This is a genomic window from Pseudomonas sp. XWY-1 (assembly GCF_002953115.1).
Classification (GTDB): domain Bacteria; phylum Pseudomonadota; class Gammaproteobacteria; order Pseudomonadales; family Pseudomonadaceae; genus Aquipseudomonas; species Aquipseudomonas alloputida.
In genome coordinates, this window is sequence record NZ_CP026332.1 from 5,520,522 (window position 1) to 5,546,656 (window position 26,135).

At 63.0% G+C, this 26,135-nt stretch carries 20 protein-coding genes; 7 read left to right on the top strand and 13 right to left on the bottom strand.

The genetic code is table 11. The features are described 5' to 3' along the window. Positions 1-9: 9 nt before the first annotated feature. The 8 genes from gltB to pilM all read right to left on the bottom strand — a co-directional run bounded on the left by gltB (position 10) and on the right by pilM (position 11,764). Positions 10-4,455 (bottom strand): glutamate synthase large subunit, encoded by a 4,446-nt coding sequence (gene gltB, locus PRJ_RS25745; protein WP_020191280.1) that lies wholly within the window; start codon positions 4,453-4,455, stop codon positions 10-12. 373 nt (positions 4,456-4,828) lie between these two features. Next, positions 4,829-6,418 (bottom strand): SPOR domain-containing protein, encoded by a 1,590-nt coding sequence (locus PRJ_RS25750; RefSeq protein WP_020191281.1) that lies wholly within the window; start codon positions 6,416-6,418, stop codon positions 4,829-4,831. Between the two features lie 15 nt (positions 6,419-6,433). After that, positions 6,434-7,531: a 3-dehydroquinate synthase gene (aroB, locus tag PRJ_RS25755; protein WP_010955624.1), complete on the bottom strand. Its 1,098-nt coding sequence runs from the start codon at positions 7,529-7,531 to the stop codon at positions 6,434-6,436. Between the two features lie 96 nt (positions 7,532-7,627). Then, a complete protein-coding gene (gene aroK / locus PRJ_RS25760) occupies positions 7,628-8,146 on the bottom strand; it encodes a shikimate kinase AroK (protein WP_010955625.1) in 519 nt (172 codons plus the stop codon). A gap of 4 nt (positions 8,147-8,150) precedes the next feature. Then, positions 8,151-9,413: a type IV pilus secretin PilQ gene (locus PRJ_RS25765; RefSeq protein ID WP_104962713.1), complete on the bottom strand. Its 1,263-nt coding sequence runs from the start codon at positions 9,411-9,413 to the stop codon at positions 8,151-8,153. Continuing rightward, positions 9,337-10,338, bottom strand: coding sequence for a pilus assembly protein PilP (locus PRJ_RS25770; RefSeq protein ID WP_104962714.1), 1,002 nt, complete (start codon positions 10,336-10,338; stop codon positions 9,337-9,339). The genes PRJ_RS25765 and PRJ_RS25770 overlap by 77 nt, the downstream gene beginning before the upstream one ends. 11 nt (positions 10,339-10,349) lie before the next feature. Further along, positions 10,350-10,886 (bottom strand): PilN domain-containing protein, encoded by a 537-nt coding sequence (locus tag PRJ_RS25775; RefSeq protein ID WP_104962715.1) that lies wholly within the window; start codon positions 10,884-10,886, stop codon positions 10,350-10,352. After that, complete coding sequence (gene pilM / locus PRJ_RS25780) at positions 10,883-11,764, bottom strand: type IV pilus biogenesis protein PilM (RefSeq protein WP_104962716.1); 882 nt, start codon at positions 11,762-11,764, stop codon at positions 10,883-10,885. Before pilM ends, PRJ_RS25775 begins: the two co-directional genes overlap by 4 nt. A 206-nt stretch (positions 11,765-11,970) precedes the next feature. Between pilM and PRJ_RS25785 the strand changes: the two genes are divergently transcribed. After that, positions 11,971-14,421, top strand: coding sequence for a penicillin-binding protein 1A (locus PRJ_RS25785; RefSeq protein ID WP_371928154.1), 2,451 nt, complete (start codon positions 11,971-11,973; stop codon positions 14,419-14,421). Between the two features lie 181 nt (positions 14,422-14,602). Here PRJ_RS25785 and PRJ_RS25790 read toward each other — a convergent pair whose 3' ends face one another. The 3 genes from PRJ_RS25790 to rpmE form a co-directional block, all read right to left on the bottom strand. After that, the gene (locus PRJ_RS25790; protein ID WP_004575488.1) at positions 14,603-15,871 is read right to left on the bottom strand and encodes a malic enzyme-like NAD(P)-binding protein; all 1,269 of its coding nucleotides are present in this window, start codon (positions 15,869-15,871) and stop codon (positions 14,603-14,605) included. A 177-nt stretch (positions 15,872-16,048) separates the two neighbouring features. Then, positions 16,049-16,870, bottom strand: a complete 822-nt coding sequence (locus tag PRJ_RS25795) for a thermonuclease family protein (protein ID WP_064491030.1) — start codon at positions 16,868-16,870, stop codon at positions 16,049-16,051. A gap of 2 nt (positions 16,871-16,872) precedes the next feature. Beyond that, positions 16,873-17,088, bottom strand: coding sequence for a 50S ribosomal protein L31 (gene rpmE, locus PRJ_RS25800; RefSeq protein WP_003249127.1), 216 nt, complete (start codon positions 17,086-17,088; stop codon positions 16,873-16,875). A gap of 167 nt (positions 17,089-17,255) precedes the next feature. Here rpmE and PRJ_RS25805 point away from each other — a divergent pair, with 167 nt between their 5' ends. The 3 genes from PRJ_RS25805 to PRJ_RS25815 all read left to right on the top strand — a co-directional run bounded on the left by PRJ_RS25805 (position 17,256) and on the right by PRJ_RS25815 (position 22,099). Continuing rightward, positions 17,256-19,475 (top strand): primosomal protein N', encoded by a 2,220-nt coding sequence (locus tag PRJ_RS25805; RefSeq protein WP_104962717.1) that lies wholly within the window; start codon positions 17,256-17,258, stop codon positions 19,473-19,475. A gap of 187 nt (positions 19,476-19,662) precedes the next feature. Then, positions 19,663-21,399, top strand: a complete 1,737-nt coding sequence (argS, locus tag PRJ_RS25810) for an arginine--tRNA ligase (protein WP_104962718.1) — start codon at positions 19,663-19,665, stop codon at positions 21,397-21,399. Position 21,400: 1 nt separating this feature from the next. Beyond that, complete coding sequence (locus tag PRJ_RS25815; RefSeq protein WP_014859104.1) at positions 21,401-22,099, top strand: SPOR domain-containing protein; 699 nt, start codon at positions 21,401-21,403, stop codon at positions 22,097-22,099. Between the two features lie 90 nt (positions 22,100-22,189). Here the strand turns inward: PRJ_RS25815 and PRJ_RS25820 are convergent, their stop codons facing one another. After that, positions 22,190-22,609 carry a TM2 domain-containing protein gene (locus PRJ_RS25820; RefSeq protein WP_010955634.1) on the bottom strand — a complete coding sequence of 140 codons (420 nt, stop codon included), beginning with the start codon at positions 22,607-22,609 and terminating at the stop codon, positions 22,190-22,192. A gap of 166 nt (positions 22,610-22,775) precedes the next feature. Here PRJ_RS25820 and PRJ_RS25825 point away from each other — a divergent pair, with 166 nt between their 5' ends. Beyond that, a complete protein-coding gene (locus PRJ_RS25825) occupies positions 22,776-23,399 on the top strand; it encodes a C40 family peptidase (RefSeq protein ID WP_104962719.1) in 624 nt (207 codons plus the stop codon). 127 nt (positions 23,400-23,526) lie between these two features. On the opposite strand, the gene PRJ_RS25835 is transcribed toward PRJ_RS25825, so the two are convergent. Then, positions 23,527-24,525, bottom strand: coding sequence for a type IV pilus twitching motility protein PilT (locus tag PRJ_RS25835; protein ID WP_104962720.1), 999 nt, complete (start codon positions 24,523-24,525; stop codon positions 23,527-23,529). A gap of 65 nt (positions 24,526-24,590) precedes the next feature. On the opposite strand from PRJ_RS25835, the gene PRJ_RS25840 reads away from it, so the two are divergent. Next, positions 24,591-25,277, top strand: a complete 687-nt coding sequence (locus PRJ_RS25840) for a YggS family pyridoxal phosphate-dependent enzyme (protein ID WP_104962721.1) — start codon at positions 24,591-24,593, stop codon at positions 25,275-25,277. Positions 25,278-25,315: 38 nt separating this feature from the next. Continuing rightward, complete coding sequence (gene proC / locus PRJ_RS25845; RefSeq protein WP_004575483.1) at positions 25,316-26,134, top strand: pyrroline-5-carboxylate reductase; 819 nt, start codon at positions 25,316-25,318, stop codon at positions 26,132-26,134. Position 26,135: the final 1 nt, after the last annotated feature.

A 26,135-nucleotide genomic window follows, 5' to 3' on the forward strand; every position in this document is an offset into this window, starting at 1 on the left:
CAGCTGTTTTTACTGCGGGTTGGCACGGGTGCTGGACAACAGCTGCTTCAGGTTGGCTGCCTTCGGCTTGACCAGCCAGAAGCGCCGCACGTAGTCGTCCAGGTTCTCCGAGAGCTCACGCCCCCACTCGCTGCCGGTCTCATCCACATACTCGGCAAGGACACGCGCCAGGTGGCTACGGTAGGCCTCCATCGCTTCGCCACTGATACGCTGGATTTCCACCAGCTCGTGGTTGAGCTTGTCGACGAAGCTATTGTCCATGTCGAGCACGTAGGCAAAGCCGCCAGTCATGCCAGAACCGAAGTTGTAACCGGTCTTGCCCAGAACGCAGACAAAGCCGCCGGTCATGTATTCACAGCAGTGATCGCCAGTGCCCTCGACAACAGCATGGGCGCCGGAGTTACGTACAGCGAAGCGCTCGCCCGCAGTACCTGCGGCAAACAACTTGCCGCCAGTGGCACCGTACAGGCAGGTGTTGCCGACGATGGCGCTGTGCTGGGTTTCGAACGGGCTGCCGGCTGGCGGCACGATGGTGACCTTGCCACCGGTCATGCCTTTGCCGACGTAATCGTTGGCGTCGCCTTCCAGGTGCAGGTTCAGGCCACCAGCGTTCCACACGCCAAAGCTCTGGCCCGCAGTGCCCTTGAAGCGGAAGGTGATCGGCGCCGCGGCCATGCCCTGGTTGCCGTGCAGACGGGCGATTTCGCCCGACACACGCGCACCAATGGAGCGGTCGCAGTTGCAGATGTCGAGGCTGAACTCGCCACCCGCCTGGTCGCGGATGGCCGGCATGGCCATATCAACCATCTTCTCGGCCAACTCGCCCAGGTCGAACGGCGGGTTCTTGTCGACTTCGCAGAACTGCGGTTTGTCCGCAGGAATGTGCGAGCTGCCCAGCAGCGGCGACAGGTCCAGGTATTGCTGGCGTTCGGTGTCACCTGGCAGCACTTCGAGCAGGTCGGTACGGCCGATCAGCTCGCCAAGGCTGCGCACGCCCAGCTTGGCCAACCACTCGCGAGTTTCTTCGGCGACAAAGGTGAAGAAGTTGATCACCATGTCGACGGTGCCGATGTAGTGGTCCTTGCGCAGCTTGTCGTTCTGGGTGGCCACGCCGGTGGCGCAGTTGTTCAGGTGGCAGATGCGCAGGTACTTGCAGCCCAGGGCAATCATTGGCGCGGTACCAAAGCCGAAGCTTTCGGCGCCGAGGATGGCCGCCTTGATCACGTCCAGGCCGGTTTTCAGGCCGCCGTCGGTCTGCACCCGTACCTTGCCACGCAGGTCATTGCCGCGCAGGGTCTGGTGGGTTTCCGCAAGGCCAAGCTCCCAAGGGGCGCCGGCGTATTTGATCGAGGTCAGCGGCGAAGCACCGGTACCACCGTCGTAACCGGAGATGGTGATCAGGTCGGCATAGGCCTTGGCCACACCTGCGGCGATGGTGCCCACGCCCGCTTCGGCTACCAGCTTGACCGATACCAGCGCCTGCGGGTTGACCTGCTTGAGGTCGTAGATCAGCTGGGCCAGATCTTCGATCGAGTAAATGTCATGGTGTGGCGGTGGCGAGATCAGGGTCACGCCCGGTACCGCATAACGCAGCTTGGCGATCAGGCCGTTGACCTTTCCGCCTGGCAGCTGGCCGCCCTCACCCGGCTTGGCGCCCTGGGCAACCTTGATCTGCAGCACTTCGGCGTTGACCAGATACTCCGGGGTCACACCAAAACGACCGGTGGCCACCTGCTTGATCTTCGAGCTCTTGATGGTGCCATAGCGCGACGGGTCTTCGCCGCCTTCACCAGAGTTTGAGCGTGCGCCCAGGCGGTTCATGGCCTCGGCCAGCGCTTCGTGGGCTTCCGGCGACAGTGCACCCAGCGAGATACCCGCCGAGTCGAAACGCTTGAGAATCGCCTCCAGCGGCTCGATCTGCTCCAGCGCCAGCGGCTGGTCGGCCACTTTCACCTTGAGCAAGTCACGAATCATCGACACCGGGCGCTGGTCCACCAGCGTGGTGTATTCCTTGAACTTGGCGTAGTCGCCCTGCTGCACAGCCGCTTGCAGGGTGTTGACCACGTCCGGGTTGTAGGCGTGGTATTCGCCACCGTGGACGAACTTCAGCAGGCCACCTTGCTGGATCGGCTTGCGCGCGCTCCAGGCTTCGGCCGCCAGCAGCTTCTGGTCGTTTTCCAGGTCTTCGAAGCGCGCACCCTTGATGCGGCTGGACACGCCCTTGAAGCTCAGGCCGACCACTTCCTCGGCCAGGCCGATGGCTTCGAACAGCTGTGCACCGCGGTACGAGGCGATGGTGGAGATACCCATCTTGGACAGGATCTTCAGCAGGCCCTTGGAGATACCTTTGCGGTAGTACTTGAACACTTCGTCCAGGTCACCCAGCACTTCGCCGGTACGGATCAGATCAGCCAGTACCTCATACGCCAGGTACGGATAAACGGCCGAGGCACCGAAGCCCAGCAGCACGGCGAAGTGATGCGGATCACGGGCGGTAGCGGTTTCCACCAGGATGTTGCTGTCGCAACGCAGGCCCTGTTCGGTCAGGCGGTGGTGCACTGCACCAACGGCCAGCGAAGCGTGCACCGGCAGCTTGCCCGGGGCGATATAACGGTCGCTCAGCACCAGCTGGGTCTTGCCCCCACGCACAGCTTCTTCGGCCTGGTCGGCAATGTTGCGGATGGCCGCTTCCAGGCCGACGCCCTGCTCATAGTTGAGGTCGATCAGCTGGCGGTCGAAGCCTTCGCGCTCCAGGTTCATCAGCGAACGCCACTTGGCGGGCGAGATGACCGGCGAGCTGAGGATGACCCGCGAAGCGTGCTCCGGGGACTCCTGGAAGATGTTGCGCTCGGCACCCAGGCAGATTTCCAGCGACATCACAATCGCTTCGCGCAGCGGGTCGATCGGCGGGTTGGTTACCTGAGCGAACTGCTGGCGGAAGAAGTCATACGGCGAGCGCACGCGCTGCGACAGCACGGCCATCGGCGTGTCGTCACCCATCGAGCCAACGGCTTCCTGGCCCTGCTCACCCAACGGGCGCAGTACCTGGTCACGCTCTTCGAAGGTGACCTGGAACATCTTCATGTATTGCTTGAGCTGGTCAGCGTCGTAGCTGGCCACACCCTGGTCGTCGGTCAGCGTCGCCTGGATGCGGGTGGCGTGCTGACGCAGCCAGCGCTTGTACGGGTGGCGCGACTTCAGGCGGTTGTCGATGGCGTCGGTGTCGAGGATCTGGCCGGTTTCGGTGTCCACGGCAAGGATCTGGCCCGGGCCGACACGGCCCTTGGCCAGCACTTCCTCAGGCTGATAGCCCCATACGCCGATTTCCGAGGCGATGGTGATGTAGCCATTGGTGGTGGTCACCCAGCGCGCCGGGCGCAGACCGTTACGGTCGAGCAGGCACACCGCGTGGCGGCCTTCGGTCATGACGATACCGGCCGGGCCATCCCACGGCTCCATGTGCATGGAGTTGTATTCGTAGAAGGCGCGCAGGTCGGCGTCCATGGTCTCGACGTTCTGCCACGCTGGCGGTACCAGCATGCGCACGCCGCGGAACAGGTCGATGCCACCGGTGACCATCAGTTCCAGCATGTTGTCCATGCTGGACGAGTCGGAACCGACGCGGTTGACCAGCGGGCCGAGCTCTTCGAGGTCCGGGATCTGGTCATTGGCGAACTTGGTGCGACGAGCCACGGCCCAGTTGCGGTTGCCGGTGATGGTGTTGATCTCGCCGTTGTGGGCGAGGAAGCGGAACGGCTGCGCCAGCGGCCATTTCGGCAGGGTGTTGGTGGAGAAGCGCTGGTGGAACACGCAGATCGCGGTTTGCAGGCGCTCGTCACCCAGGTCTGGATAAAACGCCGCGAGATCGCGCGGCATCATCAGGCCTTTGTAGATGATGGTCTTGTGCGAGAAGCTGCAGATGTAGTGGTCGGCGTCGTGGGCGTTGGCCACCGACGAACGACGACGGGCACTGAACAGCTTGATGGCGAATTCCTGGTCGCTCAGGCCTTCACCGCCAATGAACACCTGCTCGATCTGCGGCAGGCGCTCCAGGGCCAGGCGGCCGAGGACGCTGGTGTCGATCGGCACCTTGCGCCAGCCGACCAGTTTCAGGCCAGCGGCGAGGATCTCGCGGTCCATGTTGGCGCGGGCAGCTTCGGCTTTGACCGGGTCCTGGTTGAAGAACACCATGCCGACGGCGTACTGCTTGGGCAGCTCGACAGCGAAGTGCTCCTGGGCCATGGCACGCAGGAATTGATCGGGCTTCTGCATGAGCAGACCGCAACCGTCACCGGTCTTGCCGTCGGCATTGATGCCGCCGCGGTGGGTCATGCATGTCAGCGCCTGCATGGCAGTTTGCAGAAGGTGGTGGCTCGGCTCACCCGTCATATGGGCGATCAGGCCAAAACCACAGTTGTCCTTGAATTCTTCGGGATGGTACAGACCTGTTTTCATAGACACATTCTCACCAGGTTCACCTCTCAACGGAGGTAAATCTCTTTTTTAACAACCACTTACCATCCACGCCGATCAAACGCCAGCTTTTTTGCGGTGGTCATGGAAAACCATTGTTGCACAGCGACAGCGACGCCCACAAATTTTCATGTCTCGCCATTGAAAATTTATGTCGCAATTTTGAATGTTTTTGCGCCATGCGCCGTGATAGCGGCTTGGCTCGAGTCTGAAGCGTTTCAGCCATGACTGCAACTAGGGGCTTGTGGCCGGCAGTCCGGGACAGAAAAGCCTGCCGCGCTCGGGCGCAGCAGGCTAGTCGAAAGCTAGAATTCGCTTAGCTACTGGGCGGCGGGGTGATGCCGCCCGGAAGGTATCAGCGGGCCGTGGCCAGCTCTTGTTGGACGCTGCCGACGGTACGTGGCCAAGGTTTACCAGCCTGAACCTTCGCTGGCAAGTTCTTGATTGCCGCAACCGCTGCGTCGCGGTTGGCGAAACTGCCGTAAGTCACGACGTACAGAGGCTTGCCCTGCAGGTTTTTCTTGAAGTAGCGATAGTCGCCACCCTGGGCCTTGACGTAAGCCTGGGCCGACGCTTCGGAGCTGGTACCAAGGATCTGCACCACATAATTGCCCGGCTTCTGTCCGGCATACCAGCCACTGTTGCCAGCGCCAGCGGCGGCTGGTTTTTCGGCAGCTTTGGCAGCCGGCTTGGCCACGGCGACCTGGGTCGGCGCCGGTGCTGGCTTGGCCGGCGCAACCGGCTTGGCGGGCTGGGTTGCAACAGGCTTGGGCGCAGGCGCAACCGACTGCACGGGCTGGGCAGGCGCAGGCGCCGGGCCAGCCGGCACACCTTGTGGCGGAGCGATGGTGGTCACGGTGGGTGGCGGGTTGCCAGGCTGCAGCGCGGTGTCGACAGCCGGGCCTCCCTCTTCACCCTCGCCCATGCCTGCGGCTTGGGCCAGCGGCTCGCGCATCACCGGCTGCGACTGGCCAACCAGTGGCAGCGGCATTGGCTGGGACGAGCCAGAGAACTCGATGGCAGCACCCTGCTTGCCGTCGCCCAGTGGCAACTGGGCCTGGGCAGCCGGCGCTTCGGCAGGGGCCTTGTCGCCTTTCTTGGGCATCAATACCGCGGCCGCAACGGCAACCACGACCACAGCGGACAGCGCGAGCACATGTTTTTTAGGCATCTTGAACCCCATGGTTGGTCGCTTGGCCGTCGAGCGGCTGGCGATCATGGCTTCGATCAAAGTGTCACGGGCGACCTGATTGATGTTGCCAGGCCAGCCGTCGGAGTTTTCATGGATATCGGCGATCTGTTCACGGCTGAACACCTCGATGCCCCGACCAGCACCTTCCAGGCGCTGTTCCAGGTACTCGCGGGTTTCTTCTTCACTGTAGGGCGCAAGCTCGATGATGTGGAAACGTTCTTCCTCGACATTGAGCTCATCCAGCCCGGCAATCAGCGATGGCTCACCGAACAGAAACACGTGCGGACGCCCTTCAGGAACCCCCGCCGCCAACTCCAGCAACGCTTGGAGTGCCGACTCGTCGAGTTGTTCCGCATCGTCCACCAGCAAATACACTTCCTGCCCGGTCAGTGCCAGCTGCACCACCTTCGACAGGATCGCCTGCACCTCGGGCTGGGCGACACCCAGCTCCTGCGCGACCTGCGCGAGCATACTGGAGGCATCGCTGGCGCTGCGGGCCGACACCACCACACTTTGCACAGCCTGCTTGTTGGTGCTGGCCACCAGGGCCTGGCGCAGCAGCGACTTGCCGCTGCCCAATGGGCCACTGACCACCAGCATCAGCTGGCTATAGCGCGCCAGGTGGTGCAGTTGGCCAAGCACGGGCTTGCGCTGGGCCGGGAAGAACTTGAAGCCAGGTACGCGGGGCGCGAACGGATCATGGCTCAACTGGTAATGGTCGAGAAAGGCCTCATCGGCATGCAAACTTGTCATTGCGCTGTCACAACCTCAAAGCTGGGCCACGATCGCGCGGTAGTCCGCCGACAGCGTGGCCTGGAGAATCTCTTTCGAATAGTCGTCGGTCACCACGGCCTCGCCCATCTGGCGCAGCAGCACCAGACGCAAACGACCGTCGAGCACCTTCTTGTCGACCGCCATGTGCTCCATGAAATGCGCCGGGGTCATTTCCTGTGGTGGCACCACCGGCAAACCTGCGTCCTGCAACAGGCGGATTCCACGATCGCGCTCAGCCTGGTCGATCCAGCCAAGGCGCATGGACATTTCCAGGGCCATCACTGTGCCCGCCGCGACGGCTTCGCCGTGCAGCCACACGCCATAGCCCATATGGGTTTCGATAGCATGCCCGAAGGTATGCCCCAGGTTCAGCGTGGCCCGTAGGCCGGACTCGCGCTCGTCGGCACCCACCACTGCGGCCTTGGCCGCGCAGGAGCGGCGGATGGCCTCGGTCAGGGCTGCCGAATCGAGGGCACGCAGTGCCTGCATATTGTCTTCGAGCCAGGCGAGGAACGGCTTGTCGCAAATCAGGCCGTACTTGATCACTTCGGCCAGACCTGCAGACAGCTCGCGCGCTGGCAGGGTCTTGAGGCTGGTGGTATCGATCAGCACCGCCTTGGGCTGATAGAACGCACCGACCATGTTCTTGCCCAGGGGATGATTGATGCCGGTCTTGCCCCCTACGGAAGAGTCGACCTGCGACAGCAGGGTAGTCGGCACCTGGATGAAATCGACACCGCGCTGGTAGCAGGCGGCTGCGAAACCAGCCATGTCACCAATCACGCCACCACCCAGAGCGACCACAGTAGTACGACGATCATGCCGAGCTGTCAGCAGGCCATCGAAGATCAGCTGCAATGTTTCCCAGTTCTTGTGGGCTTCACCATCGGGCAACACAACGGGCAGTACCGAGTAGGCACCAAGGGCCTTGCTCAGGCGTTCGAGATACAGCGGCGCGACGGTCTCGTTGGAAACGATGGCAACCTGCCGACCCGCAATGTGCGGCGCCAGCAGCTCAGGCTGGTCCAGCAGGCCTTCGCCAATGTAGATCGGGTAGCTACGCTCGCCCAGGTCGACCTTTAGTGTCTGCATGTATCCCCACAATGTACTTGGGCGCGGCGCCATCCGGCGACCTGCGCGGTAACGTTGAGCCTCGCCTCGGCGCTGGAGGCCGAGAATAGTCCCGGGTTAACGGGGCGGCAACTGCTGCAAGCGCTCGAGAATATCGATCACCACCATGCGTGGTGGCCGCTCGTCGGTTTCAACCACCAGGTCGGCGATCTCGCGGTAGAGCGGGTCGCGGGTTTCCAGCAAGGTGCGCAAGGTCGCCTCAGGATTGGCCGTGCGCAGCAGCGGGCGATTGCGGTCGCGCGCGGTGCGGCCGACTTGCTGCTCGACCGAAGCATGCAGGTAGATCACCCGGCCACCCTGATGCAGCGCCTGCCGGTTGGCTTCGCGCATCACCGCGCCACCGCCGGTGGCCAGCACCACACCGTCGAGCGCGCACAACTCGGCAATCATCGCTTGCTCGCGATCACGGAAACCCGGCTCGCCTTCCTTGTCGAATATCCACGGGATGTTCGCGCCGCATCGCAGTTCGATTTCCTTGTCGGAATCCTTGAACAGCAGGCGCAGCTCTTTGGCCAACAGGCGTCCGATGGTGCTTTTACCAGCGCCCATGGGCCCCACAAGTATCAAATTTCGCACAGAATCAACGACTCACAGCAATCGCCTGGTCACTCATGATACGCGGAGTCAGGAAGACCAGCAGCTCGGATTTTTTCTCTTGTAATGCATCGCGTCGAAACAGCCGCCCAACATACGGCAGATCGCCGAAAAATGGCACCTTGTCGACCACATTGTTTTGCGAAGTCGAGTAGACGCCACCGATCACGATCGTTTCGCCGTCAGCCACACGAACCTTGGCATTGACCTCGTTCTTGCGAATCGGCGGTACGTTGTTCAAGGCATTGACGTAATCCGGCTCGTCCTTGGTCACCCTGACGGTCATGATCACCTTGTTGTCCGGGGTGATCTGTGGCGTTACTTCCAGCGACAGCGAGGCTTCGCGAAACGATACCGAGGTAGCGCCGCTTTGGCTCGTTTCCTGGTAAGGCACCTCGGTACCCTTGAGGATCCTCGCCGTTTCCTTGTCAGCCGTGACCACCTTGGGCTGCGAAATGATTTCGCCGTTGCCGCTTTTTTCCATGGCACTGAGCTCCAGGTCCAGCAGCACGTCACCGCGCAACAAACCCAGGCCGATACTGCTGCCGGCACGCTCCAGACCGAGGTCGACGAACAGCTCCTTGCCGGGCCGCAGTTTCTCGCCGTACAGCGGCCCACCCCAGCGTACCCCCAGGCTTTTCTCATAATCGACGTTGGCCTCGACGATACGCGCCTCGATCGCTACCTGGCGCACCGGCACATCCAACTGCGCCACCAGCTGGCGCATCTCGGCCAGGCGGTCAGCGGGCAGATGCACCACCAACGTGTTGGTGCGCTCATCGACACTCAAGCTAGCCGGAGGGATGCCGTCACCCTCCAGGCCTGCCAGCAGCAACTGCGCCAGATCGGCGGCCTTGGCGTGGTGAATGGGCAGCAGCTCCCGACGTAATGGCTGCAGGTGCGCATCCAGCGCCTGACTCACCCGGGCGCCTGCTGATTGCGCGGCAAACTCGGCTGCAGGTGCCACCAACAGCACATTGCCCTCCTGGCGCCGGGACAGGCCCTTGCTGCGCAGCACCAGGTCAAGCGCCTGATCCCACGGCACGTCCTGCAAACGCAAAGTGACACTGCCTTGTACTGCGTCACTGGCGACCAGGTTGACGCCAGCGTAGTCAGCCAGCACCTGCAGCACCGCACGCACCTCAACATCCTGGAAGTTCAGCGACAGGGGTTCACCCTGGTAAGGCGTCGCCGAAGCCAGCGGGATCGACAGCAGGGTCGCCAACAGGTATTTCATCCACGTTTTCATTCGGGTCCGAGGCCTCCTTGCCCAGGCGCTTGGTGAGGGTGATGAACGCCGTGCGCTCGTGCCATACCCCCGCCATGAACAGCCGCTCACGCACTTCGACCTGACGTTGGTCTATATGCATCACTACCCCCTGATCACGCCCTACCCGGTCGCCCGGGCGTACGCGATAGAGCTTGCCAGCCGCCATCAGCAGAGCCTCGCGTGCCGCCCCGCGCGCCAGGCTGCCGACCATTTCCAGCTGCGCCAACGGCACGCCGACCAGCCCGGCGCTGGCCACTCGCGCCGCAGCGGGCGCAAACGGGTCCACTTCAGGCGCAGCCATTGCGGCCCTTGCCGGCAGGTGCGCCAGCATTGCAGGTGCCTTCATGGGCGAAGCCGCGTGATAGGCATCAACCCGCAACTGCAGGCGCAACAGTCCAGGCTGGCGATCAACGGTTGCCAGGCTCATGTCACCGCTGCGCAGAATCCGTGCCTGCCCTAACCAGTCGTCCAGCCACAGCCGCAAGGCCGGATAACGCCCCACCACTTGCACCACCAGCGGTACCTTGCTGAATCCGGCCTGTTGCTCACCTGCCTCTACATCGAGGCGTTCGACAAGCAAGCCATGTGCATGCCCCGACACTGCCAGCCGTTCAAGCAGGTCGCTCATGCTCTCCCCGGCGGCCAGATACCAGTGCGCCTCTTGCAACCGCTGTTCGGCAATCACCACTAAAGCCTTCAGCCGCTCCAGTTCGGCCAACTGCGCTGCATTGGCTGCCTGCAGCTGGTTCAACTCGACATGCCTGGCATCCTCCCGCGCCTGCTGCTGTAACAGGGCAGGCAGGCGCATCGCGCAGCCCAGGCTGAACACCACCACAGCCACCAGCGCTGGCGCCAACCGTCGGAAGCGGCCTGAGCCCTCGACCACCGCCAGCCAAGCGAGCATCTGCGCTGGACTCACGACCAGAACGCCGCAACGCGAGCGGTGAGCAGAAACTCATCGCCGTCCGGCAGGCTCTTGATGCGCTTGAGCTCCAGATCGAGCAAAACGTTCGAGCGGTTCAAGTCGCGCATGAACTGCGCCACCACAGCACCGGACGCAGCCAACCCTGTCACCTGCAGGCGACCACTATCAAGGCTCAGGCCGACTAGCTGCACACCTTCAGGCAACGCCCCTTCAAGGTCGGCGAAGACACCGGCCAATACACCCTGATGGGCGCGCAGGCCCTCCAGGGCCACCGCACGGGCAAGTAGCGCTTCATGCTGTGCACGCACTTCGGCCAGTGGCTGCAACTGCTCATCCTGTATATCAAGGGTCGCTTGGCGCTGGGTATTGGCCAGCACCTGCTGCTGCCCGCGTTGGCGGGCCAGCTGATCGACCAGCATCACGGCGCACAAAGCCAGGAGTGCGCCAGCAATCAACTGGCCTCGAAAGCGCCGCAGCGCCGCCTGACGCTGCCGTTCGCGCCAGGGCAGAAGGTTCAGCCGCATCATGGGCGCAGCCCTCCCAAGGCCAAGGCGCAGGCCAGCAGCATCGCCCCATCAACATGTTCCAGCCCTGCCAGCCCAGGCAGGTAGGTGCACGGCACATTCAGCCGGCTGCCCAAGGCTTGTAGCCAGCCCGGATTGATCGATGAGCTGCTGGCAACCCACAACCCCGCAGGCCGGCTCTGCCCGACCAGTAAAGCCTGGAGACGCTCTGGCCATTGCCCGTTCATGTCCGGGCCAGTCGTTTGCAGCTCACAGCGCTGGTACGCCCTGCCCGGCTGCCAGTCATGAAGGGTTACGCTGCGGTTTTCGACACGCAGCAGCGCTGCTCCTTCAAGGCCACCCTGTGGCAACATGCGGCACAAGGCAATGTTGTCGACCTCGACGGCTTCCAACTGCAAGCCCGCCTCCTCGACGACGGCTTCGAGTGACGCCAGCGCACTCTGCCGACAGGCTGCAACCATTACCTCGGAGCAACCTGGCTGGTCATGGGAAGCCCCCATGACCTGAAAATCCAAGGCCAGGTCTTCCAGCGGAAACGGAAACAGCCGCTCTGCATCGGCAAGCAGCTGTGCCTCCAACTGCGCCCCGCTCTGCTCCACCGGCAGATGGCACAACTTGCAGATAACCTGACTGGCCGGCAGCGCCAGCGCTACCCGGCGTTGCCTGAGGCCGCTGCGCCGGTAAGCTCGCTGCAGCGCAGCCACCACCACCCCAGGCGCATGAGCCCAGTCATCGGCCAGCGGCGCCTGAAACAGCTCTTGTGCCGACCCCATCACACGGCAGCTTCGATTCCGCTGCTGCAGTTGCATGATCCGAACGGCGTCGGGCGTAATTTCCACCCCCACGAGTGAACCGGCATCCTTGCCGAAGCGTCCAAACATCGCGACTCCTTTGCTGTCTGTTACAGCTGCCAAGCGCAGCCACCTGTCGCAACCCCGCGGCAACACTGGGCCAGGGCTACCCATCGAGTCGACGAGTAGCCTGGCCGGTCACCCGGAAAGGCGAAAAATGCTTATAATGCCCAGCGTTTTTTGGTCCACCGGACCTGCGTGCAATCCACTCCCAACCTGGACACCGAAAAGCCTTGATACGTCTGCTAAAGTTCTTCTGGTGGTCTTCCGTCGCAGTCATCTGCGCGCTCGTACTCGGTGTGAGCGGTGCGTTTCTGTATCTTAGTCCCAGCCTGCCCTCGGTCGAGTCCCTCAGAAGCATCCAGTTGCAGATCCCCCTCAGGGTGTACAGCAGCGATGGCAAGCTGATTGCCGAATTCGGCGAAATGCGCCGCTCGCCGATCCGCTTCGCGGAAATTCCCCCACAATTCATTCAGGCGCTGCTGTCAGCCGAGGACGACAATTTCCTCAACCACTACGGCGTCGACCCCAGCAGCCTGATGCGCGCAGCAACCCAGCTGGTGAAAACCGGTCATATCCAGACCGGCGGCAGCACCATCACCATGCAGGTGGCGAAGAACTTCTTCCTTACCAGCGAGCGCAGCTTCTCACGCAAGACCAACGAAATCCTGCTGGCCCTGCAGATCGAGCGTGAGCTGACCAAGGACGAAATCCTCGAGCTGTACGTGAACAAGATCTACCTGGGCAACCGCGCCTACGGTATCGATGCAGCTGCGCAGGTGTACTACGGCAAGTCCATTCGTGACGTGAGCCTGGCGCAGATGGCGATGATCGCCGGCCTGCCCAAGGCACCGTCGCGCTTCAACCCGCTGGCCAACCCGGTGCGCGCCAAAGAGCGCCGCGACTGGATCCTCGGGCGCATGTACAAGCTGGGCAAGATCGACCAGGCCAGCTACGAGGCCGCCCTGGCCGAGCCGCTCAACGCCAGCTATCACGTGCCGACGCCTGAGGTGAATGCCCCGTACATCGCCGAAATGGCCCGCGCGGAAATGGTCGGCCGTTACGGCAGCGACGCCTACACCGAAGGCTTCCGCGTCACGACCACCGTGCCTAGCGACATGCAGGAAATGGCCAACAAGGCCGTCCTCAAGGGCCTCTCCGATTACGATGAGCGCCACGGCTACCGTGGCCCTGAAGCACGCTTCCCGGGCCGCACCCAGGCAGCGTGGCTGCAGGAGCTGGGCAAGCAACGCACCCTTGGCGGCCTGGAACCAGCCATTGTCACCCAGGTGGAACACACCGGCCTCAAGGTGCTGACCCGTGACGGCCAAGAGGCGCAGGTTGCCTGGGACACCATGAAATGGGCGCGCCCGTTCATCAACAACAACGCCCAGGGCCGTTCGCCGCAGTCGCCGGCCGACGTGGCCCAGGTCGGTGACCTGGTGCGCCTGCAACGCCTTGACGATGGCACATTGAAGTTCAGCCAGGTGCCCGTTGCGCAGAGCGCCCTGGTCACCCTCGACCCGAACAGCGGCGCCATCCGCGCCCTGGTCGGCGGTTTCTCGTTCGAGCAGAGCAACTACAACCGCGCCGTGCAGGCCAAGCGCCAACCGGGCTCAAGCTTCAAACCATTCATCTACAGCGCCGCGCTGGACAGCGGCTACACCGCTTCCAGCCTGGTCAACGATGCGCCGATCGTGTTCGTTGACGAGTCAGTGGATAAAGTGTGGCGACCGAAGAACGATACCAACACCTTCCTCGGCCCTATCCGCATGCGTGAGGCGCTGTACAAGTCACGTAACCTGGTGTCGATCCGCCTGCTGCAAGCCATGGGCGTGGACCGCACCATCGACTACATCGCCAAGTTCGGCTTCAACAAGCAGGACCTGCCGCGCAACCTGTCGCTGGCCCTGGGCACCGCCACCCTGACCCCGATGGAAATCGCCACCGGCTGGAGCACCTTTGCCAACGGTGGGTACAAGATCACCCCGTACCTGATCGAGCGCATCGAGAGCCGCAGCGGCGAGACACTGTTCACCGCCAACCCGGCCCGCGTACCGCAAGGTGCCGAAGACCAGGCGGGCCTGGCCGCACCCGAGCAGCCAATCAGCACGGCGGCCATGCCAGGCGAGGCACCTTCTGCCTTCAGCCAGGTGGCCGCGGCATCGCAAGCGCCGGCAGTGGCTGAACAGATCATCGACGGGCGTACCACCTACATCCTCACCAGCATGCTGCAGGACGTGATCAAGCGCGGCACCGGCCGCCGGGCGCTGGCCTTGGGCCGCACCGACCTGGCGGGCAAGACGGGTACGACCAACGAATCCAAGGACGCCTGGTTCTCCGGTTACAACGCCGATTACGTGACTACCGTTTGGGTCGGCTTCGACCAACCGGAAACCCTCGGCCGCCGCGAATATGGTGGGACTGCGGCACTGCCGATCTGGATGAACTTCATGGGCGCGGCACTCAAGGACAAGCCTGCGCATGCCCCGGCAGAGCCGGAGGGCATTCTCAGCTTGCGCGTCGACCCGGTCAGCGGACGCGCGGCATCGCCGAGCACACCGAATGCCTACTTCGAGCTGTTCAAAGCCGAAGATTCTCCGCCGTCGGTGGACGAGCTGGGCAATGGCGCGGCACCGGGCAGCCCGCTGCCAGCCGATGAAGCGACGCCGATGGATCTGTTCTAAGGCAGGGCGCCTGACTCAGGTTTTGCGTGGGCGCGTAAATCTAGCGCCGCCCGCGCGGCGCTCGATCTGATAGGCGCCACAAGCGCCCTGACCAACACCTTGCAGCCCTGACACATTCCCAAGCCCCAACAAAAAGCCCCGACTCATGCGAGCCGGGGCTTTTTTATGTCGCTTGCTGCAATCAGCCGTTGAACACTTCATCCACGCTGGTCAGCGGGTAGTGCTTCGGATAAGGCAGGGTAGCCACGCCGGATTCGATGGCAGCCTTGGCCACAGCATCGGAAACGACGGTGATCAAACGTGCATCCAGCGGCTTCGGAATGATGTACTCACGACCGAACTCCAGGCCTTCAACGCCATAGGCTTCGCAAACTTCCTTCGGCACTGGCAGCTTGGCCAGGTCTTTCAGGGCGATAGCGGCAGCGATCTTCATTTCTTCGTTGATACGCTTGGCGCGAACGTCCAGAGCACCACGGAAGATGAACGGGAAGCCCAGTACGTTGTTGACCTGGTTCGGGTAGTCGGAACGACCGGTAGCCATGATAACGTCGTTGCGAGTGGCATGCGCCAGCTCTGGCGAGATTTCCGGGTCCGGGTTCGAGCAGGCGAACACGATCGGGTTGGCAGCCATCGACTTCAGGCCTTCCGGGCTCAGCAGGTTCGGGCCAGACAGACCTACGAACACGTCGGCACCGTCAAGGGCGTCGGCCAGGGTGCGCTTGTCGGTCGCGTGGGCGAACTGCGCCTTGTACTGGTTCAGGTCGTCACGGCCAGCATGGATCACGCCACTACGGTCGATCATGAAGATGTTCTCGACCTTCGCACCCATGCTTACCAGCAGCTTCATGCAGGAAATGGCAGCAGCGCCGGCGCCCAGGCAGACGATCTTGGCTTCTTCCAGTTTCTTGCCGGCGATTTCCAGGGCGTTGATCATGCCAGCGGCAGTAACGATGGCAGTACCGTGCTGGTCATCGTGGAACACCGGGATGTCGCACTGTTCGATCAGGGTACGTTCGATTTCAAAGCACTCAGGTGCCTTGATGTCTTCAAGGTTGATGCCACCGAAGGTGATCGAAATGCGGCGAACGGTGTCGATGAACGCTTGCGGGCTTTCCGATTCGACTTCGATGTCGAACACATCGATACCGGCGAAACGCTTGAACAGAACACCCTTGCCTTCCATGACCGGCTTGGAAGCCAGTGGGCCGAGGTCACCCAGACCGAGGATGGCAGTGCCATCGGAAATCACCGCAACCAGGTTGCCTTTGCCGGTGTATTTGTAAGCCAGCTCTGGATCACGGCCAATTTCGCGCACCGGCTCTGCAACACCTGGGCTGTAGGCCAGGGCGAGGTCACGGGCGGTGGCAGTGGGCTTGGAGAGTTCAACGCTCAGTTTCCCCGGACGAGGTTGAGCGTGATATTCGAGAGCGGCGGTTTTCAGGTCTGACATGGTGGGCATTCCGCTATTTACTGTTCTGACGGACCGCCGAGGATACGCAAAGAGCCGGGGAGCCACAAGACTGGCCGGTCACTTGTGTCAAGGCCTTTAGCCTACGACTTTACGCTACAACCCACGGGGCATACGACCAACAGTGTGTACAATCCAGTAGCGAAATGTCTACATCTTTTAGCCTGAAATGCGCTCCAACATGCTCGGATCGGTCAATGGCAACACCCAGCGTCGCTGCCCGGGCTTGAGGCCACCCCTGCGGGAACGATCCAGCACCCACCCGCGCGCTTCGACCTGGCGTCCCTTGAGGTTATCGAAGAAGCTGGCGGGGAAGTTGCGCTGCAGACGAGCGGGAACCTGCAGCACCAGGGTACTGCCCAGGGTCAGCCAGACCCCACCACGATTTCGCTCGATACCTTCGATACGACCACGCACAACAGCGAAACCTGACTGCCTGACATTGCCTGCAGCCACTACGGGCGAATGCCGCCACAGGCCAACGCCAGCCTGGCGCGCAGCTTGTTCGGCAAGCTGCTGACAACCGCTGAGACGTACATTGGGGGCAATAGCCACGCGGTAGCCCAAGCCCTCGCTAAGCAATTGCGCTTCCAGATTGTCGCCATTGCGGCTGTAGATGTGCGCCAGTGTGCGACCGTACTTGTCTTTACCTTCAACACCAGGCACCAGCCCGACGCGATCGTCATTGGCCTTGACCAAGGCCTGCAATCGCCGCCTGGCAGCTTCGGCATAGGGCTCACTGGTACGCCCCTTGCGACCCATTTCCGGGGCATTGATACCGATCAGCCGCACGCTGCGGCCATCGACCAGACGCAAGGTGTCGCCATCAACCACCTGTCGTACCGCTACCCATTGGGGCTTGTCCGGCTGTGGGCAGAACGCCAGGACCGGGAAATGCCAGATAACGCCCACAAAAAAGGCGCCCACAAGGGACGCCTTCTTCAGCAACAATGCGAAACCCGAAGGATTCGCCATGCGCATGATTACTTCTTGGCACCGAACATGCCGAAGCGATCGGCGAACTTCTGTACGCGACCACCGGTGTCCAGAACTTTCTGCTTACCGGTGTAGAACGGGTGGCACAGGTTGCAAACGTCGATCGACAGGACGTTGCCCAGGGTCGAACGAGTTTCGAACTTGTTACCGCAGCTGCAGGTGACTGCAACTACTTCGTAGTTCGGGTGGATACCTTCTTTCATGGTCACTTCCTCGAGCTGCGTGCCGCCACCCAACACCAATTGTTGAATACCGCACGTAATTAGGCGGCGAATAATACCAGAGCACACCGTCAGCGCAAGATGTCGCTTGCACCGACCGTCGTCTGCTAGGCTCGCCAGTCCTTGTAACGCCCTCCGAGACTTTCCGCGTGTCCGACGTCATCCTGCGCCTTGCCCTGCCCTCTCCGCTGCGGCGCCTGTTCGACTACAAGGCGCCGGCGAGCATGGCGCGCCTGACCTTGACCCCTGGCATGCGCATCCGCGTGCCCTTTGGCCGCCGCGAAATGATCGGCGTGCTGATAGAGGTGTGCACGCAGAGCGAAGTGCCCGCCGACAAACTGAAGCCTGCCAGCGCCCTGCTCGACCCGGTGTCCCCCATTCCCGCGTCGCTGTTCAAGCTGTGCCTGTGGACCGCCCAGTACTACCAGCACAGCCTGGGCGATACCCTGAGCTGGGCGCTGCCCACGCTACTGCGCCAGGGCGAAGCCGCCGAGATGCGCCAGGAACGCTTCTGGCACATAGCCCCTGGCGCCCGCCTGGAAGACCCGCGCATCGCCCGCGCGCCGCGCCAGCGCGACGCCCTCAAGACCCTGGCCCAGCACCCGCACGGCGTGGCCCACAGCCTGCTGGCCAAACTCAACCTGAACAAGGACAGCCTCGACCTGCTGCTGGCCAAGGATCTGGTGCAGATCGAGACGCGCCGCCACTTGCCGGCACTACGCCATGAGCACTGGCTGGCACAGCCGGAACTTCCGCTCAACGAAGAGCAACGCGAAGCCTTCGACGCCGTGTGCGAGGGTTTTGGCGGTTTCGGCGCATTCTTGCTGGCCGGCGTCACCGGCAGTGGCAAGACCGAGGTCTACCTGCAACTGATCCGCGAAACCCTGGAAGCCGGCAAGCAGGCGCTGGTGCTGATCCCGGAGATCAACCTCGGCCCGCAAACCCTGGCCCGCTTCGAGCAACGCTTCAACGCGCGCATTGCCCTGCTGCACTCTGCGGTGAACGACCGCGAACGCCTGGATGCCTGGCTGGCGGCACGGGACGGCGAGGCCGATATCATCATCGGCACCCGCTCGGCATTGTTCACGCCGATGAAAAACCCCGGCCTGATCATCATCGACGAAGAGCACGACGGCTCCTATAAACAGCAGGAAGGCCTGCGGTACCACGCCCGCGACCTGGCGCTGGTCCGCGCTCACCAGGAGAACATCCCGATCCTGCTCGGCTCCGCCACACCCTCGCTGGAAACCCTGCATAACGCCCTGACCGGCCGCTACCGCCTGCTGCGCATGAACCAACGCGCCGGGGGGGCACGCCCCCCGCGCATGCTGCGCCTTGATGTGAAGAGCCTGCCACTGGACAGCGGCATCAGTGGCCCGCTGCAGCAGGCTATCCGACAGACCCTGGAGGCTGGCCAACAAGTGCTGGTGTTCCTCAACCGCCGCGGCTTTGCCCCAACCTTGCTGTGCCACGATTGCGGCTGGCTGTCCGAATGCCCACGCTGCGATGCGCGCATGACCGTGCACCAGCGCTCCGGCGTGCTGCGCTGCCACCACTGTGGCTATGACGAACGCCTGCCGCAACAGTGCCCGCAATGCAACCACGTCGACCTGCGCCCGGTCGGTGCCGGTACCGAGCGCGCCGAAGAGCGCCTGAAGGTGCTGTTCCCGGATTACCCGATCCTGCGCGTGGACCGCGACAGCACGGCGCGCAAGGACGCCATGCACAACCTGTTCAGCACCATCCAGCGCGGCCAGCCGAGCATCCTCGTCGGCACCCAGATGCTCGCCAAGGGCCACCACTTCCCGCGGGTGACCCTGGTGGCCATCCTTGATGCCGATGGTGGGCTGTTTTCCGGTGACTTCCGCGCCAGCGAGCGCATGGCACAACTTATCGTACAGGTGGCCGGGCGGGCCGGGCGGGCCGAAGAGCCCGGCAAGGTCATCATCCAGACCCACCTGGCCGACCACCCACTGCTGGTCCAGCTAACCGAGCAAGGCTACTTCGCCTTCGCCGAACAGGCCCTGGACGAACGCCGAGCCGCCGGGCTGCCGCCCTACTCGCATCTGGCCTTGCTGCGCGCCGAAGCACACAAGCCGGGGCAGGCCGAAGGTTTCCTCGACGAAGCCTGTGCCGCCGCCGAGCGCCTGGTGGCCGAACAGCGCCTGCCTGGCATCGAACTGCTGGGCCCGGTACCGGCGCCCATGGAGCGCCGCGCCGGACGATTCCGCGCACAATTGTTGATACAGGCCAATACCCGGGCGCCGTTGCATCGACTGATCAGCGCCTGGTTGCTAGTGTTGGAGCAGTTGCCGAGCGGGCGCCAGGTGCGCTGGTCGCTGGATGTCGACCCGGTAGACCTGTATTGAGCTGCAAGCTGCGAGTTGCCAGCCGCAAGCAAGCGCCGGGCGGGTGCGATGCCGCTTTTTCTTGCCGCTTGTGGCCCCCAGCTTGCCGCCCAAAGGTTGGCAACCTGCTCCCGGCAACGGATAATGCCCAGTTTTTCCACCTGCGCATCCAGGCGCTCACCGCGCTTGCGGTCGAAAAGAGATCCCCATGAAAGACACCATTCGCCAGCTGATCCAGCAAGCCCTCACCCAACTCGTCACCGACGGTGTGCTGCCTGAAGGGCTGTCGCCGGCGATCCAGGTGGAAAACGCCCGGGACAAGACCCACGGCGACTTCGCCAGCAACATCGCCATGATGCTGGCCAAGCCGGCCGGCATGAAGCCGCGCGACCTCGCCGAAAAACTGATCAACGCCCTGCCGGCCAGCGCCGACATCAGCAAGGTGGAGATTGCAGGCCCCGGCTTCCTCAACTTCTTCCAGAACACCGACGCCCTGGCCAACCGCCTGGATGCCGCCCTGGCCGACGCCCACCTGGGTGCGCGCAAAGCCGGCCCGGCGCAAAAGGTGGTGATCGACATGTCGGCACCCAACCTGGCCAAGGAAATGCACGTCGGCCACCTGCGCTCGACCATCATCGGTGACAGCGTTGCGCGCGTGCTGGAGTTCCTGGGCGACAACGTCATCCGCCAGAACCACGTCGGCGACTGGGGTACCCAGTTCGGCATGCTGATGGCCTACCTGCAGGAAAACCCGATCACCAGCGACGAGCTGTCGGACCTGGAAAACTTCTACCGCGCGGCGAAGAAACGCTTCGATGAATCGGAAGAGTTCGCCACTCGCGCTCGCGGCCTGGTGGTCAAGCTGCAAGCCGGTGACCCCGAGTGTCTGGCCCTTTGGACACGCTTCAAGGACATCTCGCTGTCGCACTGCCAGAAGACCTACGAGCTGCTCAACGTCAAGCTGACCATGGCCGACGTGATGGGCGAAAGTGCCTACAACGACGACTTGGCCAACGTGGTGGCCGACCTCAAGGCCAAGGGCCTGCTGGTCGAAGACCAGGGCGCCCAATGCGTGTTCCTCGAAGAGTTCAAGAACAGCGACGGCGACCCCCTGCCGGTGATCGTGCAGAAGGCTGACGGCGGCTATCTGTACGCCACCACCGACCTGGCTGCCGTGCGTTACCGCAGCAACGTGTTGAAGGCTGACCGCGCACTGTACTTCGTCGACCAGCGCCAGGCCCTGCACTTCAATCAGGTGTTCGAAGTGGCCCGCCGCGCTGGCTTCGTCGGCCACCCGATGCAAATGGAGCACATGGGCTTCGGCACCATGAACGGCGCCGACGGCCGCCCGTTCAAGACCCGTGACGGCGGCACCGTGAAGCTGATCGACCTGCTCACCGAGGCCAAGGAGCGCGCCTACGCGCTGGTCAAGGAAAAAAACCCGAGCCTGGCCGACGACGAACTGCGCCACATCGGCGAGGTGGTGGGCATTGGCGCGGTGAAATACGCCGACCTGTCCAAGCACCGCACCAGCGACTACAGCTTCAACTTCGAGCTGATGCTCAACTTCGAAGGCAACACCGCGCCTTACCTGCTGTACGCTTACACCCGCGTAGCCGGCGTGTTCCGCAAGCTGGGCAAAGGCTTTGACGAAGTCGACGGCAAAATCCTGCTGCAAGCTGCCCACGAGCAGGACTTGGCCGCGCGCCTGGCGCAGTTTGGCGAAATCCTCAACAACGTCGCCGAAAAAGGCACGCCGCACGTGCTGTGCAGCTACCTGTACGACTTGGCCGGCCTGTTCTCCAGCTTCTACGAGAACTGCCCGATCCTCGCAGCCGAAACCCCTTCGCAGCAGCAGAGCCGGCTGCGCCTGGCCGCCCTGACTGGCCGCACCCTCAAACAAGGTCTGGAACTGCTCGGCCTGGAAACCCTGGAGCGCATGTAAGTTGGCTGCCAAGAAAAAACCTGCCCCGAAACGCGGCGCCAGCCGCCAGACGGCACCGGCCAAACAGCCGATCCCCGGCTGGGTATGGCTGGCGGTCGGCCTGACCGTAGGCGCGTTCATCGTGTTCCTGATGAAGCTCGAACCCGGTGGCGATGACATCAAGCGCACCAAGCCCGAGCAGGAGAAACCGGCGAAAGCGGCCGAAGCCGGCAAGCCCGCGCAAGCCACCCCGCAACAGCCGGTGAAGCCGAAGTACGACTTCTACACCCTGCTGCCGGAGTCTGAGGTGATCGTGCCGCCGGAAGCCGTACCGGAGAAAACCCCACCGGTGCCGGCCCAGCCGGTAACCCCGGTGACACCAGCAGAAGCGGCGAAAATCGACACGGCGAGGGCCCAGGCAGCGTTGCTCGGCCAGACCCCGCCACCGCCACCACCCGTGATCAAACCGGCGGCGACCACGCAGTACTTCCTTCAGGCCGGCTCGTTCCGCAAGCAGGCCGATGCCGACAAGGTACGGGCACAGATCATCCTGCTGGGCCAGTCCGTGAAAGTGGAGTCGGGCACGGTCAAGGATGAAACCTGGTACCGCGTGCTGGTCGGGCCGTTCAGCAACCGCGAGCAGTTGACCGGGGCACAGAAGCAGCTGGCTGGGGCCGGGTTCAGCAACCTGTTGCTGCAACAGCGGCAGACCCGTCAGTAACGAAGAAGGCCTTGCCGCAGCGGTGCGACAAGGCCTTCTTTATATGGACAGCATTGCCCGTGAAGGGGCTGTAAAGCAGCCCCGCTACCGTCAGCCCCGCCCCGCATTCCTTTCGGACACCTGGCTGTTCAACGTCCAGAAGTCATACAGCACCCCCACCAGGAACAACCCGCCGGTAAAGAAGTAGATGATCGCGGTGATCCACTTGCCCTGATACAGCCGGTGCAGGCCAAACACCCCCAGGAAGGTCAGCAGGATCCAGGCGATGTTGTAGTCGATACGCCCGGACTGAAACCTCAGGTCGGCTTCACGGTCCATGGACGGGATCAGGAACAGGTCGATCAACCAGCCAATGCCCAGCAAGCCCAAGGTGAAGAACCAGATGGTCCCGGTAATCGGCTTGCCGTAATAGAAACGATGGGAGCCGGTGAAGCCGAAAATCCACAGCAGGTAGCCAATGGTTTTGCTGTGGGTGTCGTGAAAGGGCACCCCCTGTTGATAACTGTTCATTCATAGCCCCCGTGGGTTATCCGAAAATTTTCTAAGAAAAAATGTGACTTTCTCGTCGCAAGCCGACATACGGCACCTGGGCAATCGACCAACGGATCAATAACTGATCAAAAAGCTGTTATAAAGTTGCGCGCCCAACACATAACTATTCATAAGAGCTTCATCTATGCCGCCTTTGATCAAGACATGGCTGACCCTCTGCCTATTATTGCCCCTGGCCGCCCACGCCACCAATCGTGAGCAACGTCTTCCCAATGGTTTCACCGGCTACACGACCAACGCCTCGGTAAAACGCGCACCAGTCAAACAGACCGCGCTACGCGCCCGCCCAAGCAATGCTGCCAGCAGCCGCGGTGCGAATGTCGCCGCCATGTCGCCTAAGCAAAGCAGCGATGTGCTGAGCCGTGCGGTAAATGTGCTCGGTACTCCTTATGTTTGGGGCGGCAGCAGCCCGAAAAAAGGCTTTGACTGCAGCGGGCTGGTCAAATACGCCTTCAACGACGTCGCCGACGTCGACCTGCCGCGCACCTCCAATGCCATGGCCCAGGGCCACGGGGTGAAGGTGGCCAAGGGTGATCTGAAGCCTGGCGACCTGATCTTCTTCAACATCAAGAGCCGTCGGGTCAATCACGTAGCCATCTACCTGGGTAACGACCGCTTCATCCACGCTCCACGCCGTGGCAAGCGGGTGAGTATCGACACCTTGAGCAAGCCTTACTGGCAGAAGCACTACGTGGTGGCCAAGCGGGTGCTGCCGAAAGAGCAGCAGCTGAGTCTGGCCAAGCGTTAATCTGATCGGCGCTATCCGGTACCGGCCCCTTCGCGGGCACGCCCGCTCCCACAGGTAGCGCGTCGCTCTCGCGGGCAGCGCCATACCTGTGGGAGCGGGCGCGCCCGCGAAAGGGCCTTTGCAGGTACTACAAGCCTTTGATCAACCCTCGCTCCCTCAGCCTCCGCAACGCCCCCTCCATCGTCAGCATCCCCTCCGCCGCCCCGCCCTGCATCACTGAAGACAACTGCGCCAACCGCCCCTCCCGAACCAGGTTACGCACCGCCGGCGTCGCCACCAGCACTTCCCGCGCCGCCACCCGCCCACCCCCTACGCGCCTGACCAGCACCTGCGCGACCACCAGGCGCAGCGACTCGGCCAGCATCGCCCGCACCAACGGCTTTTCCTCGGCAGCAAACACCTCCACCAACCTGTCGATGCTGCTGGTCGCCGAACGCGCATGCACGGTTGCCAGCACCAGGTGCCCGGTTTCCGCCGCGCGCAGGGCCAGGCGAATGGTTTCCAGGTCGCGCAACTCGCCGATCATGATCACGTCCGGGTCCTGGCGCAGCGCACTGCGCAGCCCCTGAGCAAAGCCGCGACTATGGCGCCCCATCTCACGCTGGTTGACCAGGCTGCGCTGGCTGCCATGGATGATCTCGACAGGGTCTTCCAGGGTAATGATGTGCAGCGCCCGCTCGCGGTTCAGCTGGTCGAGCAGCGTTGCCAGGGTGCTGGACTTGCCACTGCCGGTCGGCCCGCCCACGAGGATCAAGCCATCCCGGCAATGCGCAACAGCTTGAAACACATCCGCAAGGTCCAGCTCACTCACCGTCGCAATGCGCCCCGGAATCAGCCGAAAGGTAACCGCCGGGCCATTCAACTGGCGAAACAGGTTCAGCCGAAAGCGCCCAAGCGCCGGCAACTCCAGCGCAAGGTCCATTTCATCGCCTTGGGCCCACTGCCGGCGCTGATCGTCATCCAGCACGCTGGCCATGCCCTCGATCAAGGCACCCTGGTTCAACGGCGGCAAGCCCATACGCTGCAACTCGCCATCCAGGCGCAGCATCGGAATCTGGCCCGTCGCCAGGTGCAGGTCTGAAGCCCCCGCATCCACAGCTCGGGCCAACAGGTCGGTCACATCCATAAGACTCCCCAAAGGCCTTCAAGCAGGTAGAATGCCGCAGACCCCACAGCTGCCGGCATCGATCCATGTCCACCCTAGCAGACAACCTTTCCGCGATTTCCGCCCGTATCGCCAGTGCTGCCCAGGCAGTCGGGCGTGATCCGGCCAGCGTCCAGTTGCTGGCCGTGAGCAAGACCAAGCCCGCCAGCGCTATCCGCGAGATCCATGCCGCCGGTGTGCACGACTTCGGGGAGAATTACCTACAGGAAGCACTGACAAAGCAGCAGGCCCTCAGCGACTTGCCCTTGATCTGGCACTTCATCGGCCCCATTCAGTCGAACAAGACCAAAGCCATCGCCGAGCATTTCGACTGGGTGCATTCCGTGGACCGCCTGAAAATTGCCCAACGCCTGTCGGAACAGCGCCCTGCCGGGTTGGCGCCGCTGAACATCTGCCTGCAGGTGAACGTCAGCGGCGAGGACAGTAAATCCGGCTGCACCCCGGCCGACCTACCCGCGTTGGCCAAAGCCGTAGCCGCACTGCCCAACCTGCGCCTGCGCGGGCTGATGGCAATCCCGGAACCCACTGAAGACCGCGCCACCCAGGAGGCCGCCTTCGCCAGCCTGCGCAAGTTGCAGGAAGGCCTGGGGCTTGGCCTGGACAGCCTGTCGATGGGCATGAGCCACGACCTGGAAGCGGCCATCGCCCAGGGCGCGACGTGGGTACGGATTGGCACGGCCCTGTTCGGAGCCCGCGACTACGGCAACACCTGATTCCATGCTTCACTCACTCTTTTCCACAAGGACCTGACATGAGCAAGACACGTATTGCCTTTATCGGCGCCGGCAACATGGCCGCCAGCCTGATCGGTGGTCTGCGTGCCCAGGGCCTGGACGCCTCGCAGATCCGCGCCAGCGACCCGGGCGCCGAGACCCGCAGTCGCATCCAGGCCGAGCACGGCATTGAAGCCTTCGAGGACAACGCCCAGGCCATCGATGGCGCTGACGTCATCGTGCTGGCGGTCAAGCCACAAGTCATGAAAACCGTATGTCAGGCACTGCAACCCAACCTGCAGGATGGCCAGCTGATCGTTTCCATCGCCGCCGGCATCACGTGCGCCAGCCTGCAAAGCTGGGTGGGCGCTCGCCCGGTGGTGCGCTGCATGCCCAACACCCCGGCATTGCTGCGCCAAGGCGTGAGCGGCCTGTACGCCACCGCTGAAGTGTCCGGCGAACAGCGTCAGCAGGCCGAACAACTGCTGTCGGCTGTAGGCACCGCCCTGTGGCTGGAGCAGGAACAGCAACTGGACGCCGTGACAGCTGTGTCCGGCAGTGGCCCGGCGTACTTCTTCCTGCTGATCGAGGCCATGACCGCGGCAGGCGAAAAACTCGGCCTGCCACGCGAAACGGCCTCCCAACTGACCTTGCAGACGGCCCTGGGCGCCGCGCGCATGGCAGTTGCAAGCGACGTCGATGCCGCTGAACTGCGCCGCCGCGTCACTTCGCCCGCCGGCACCACGGAAGCGGCGATCAAGTCGTTCCAGGCCAGCGGCTTCGAAGCCATCGTCGAGCAGGCGCTGCAGGCTGCAGCCACGCGCTCTGCCGAGCTGGCCGAACAACTGGGCAAATAAG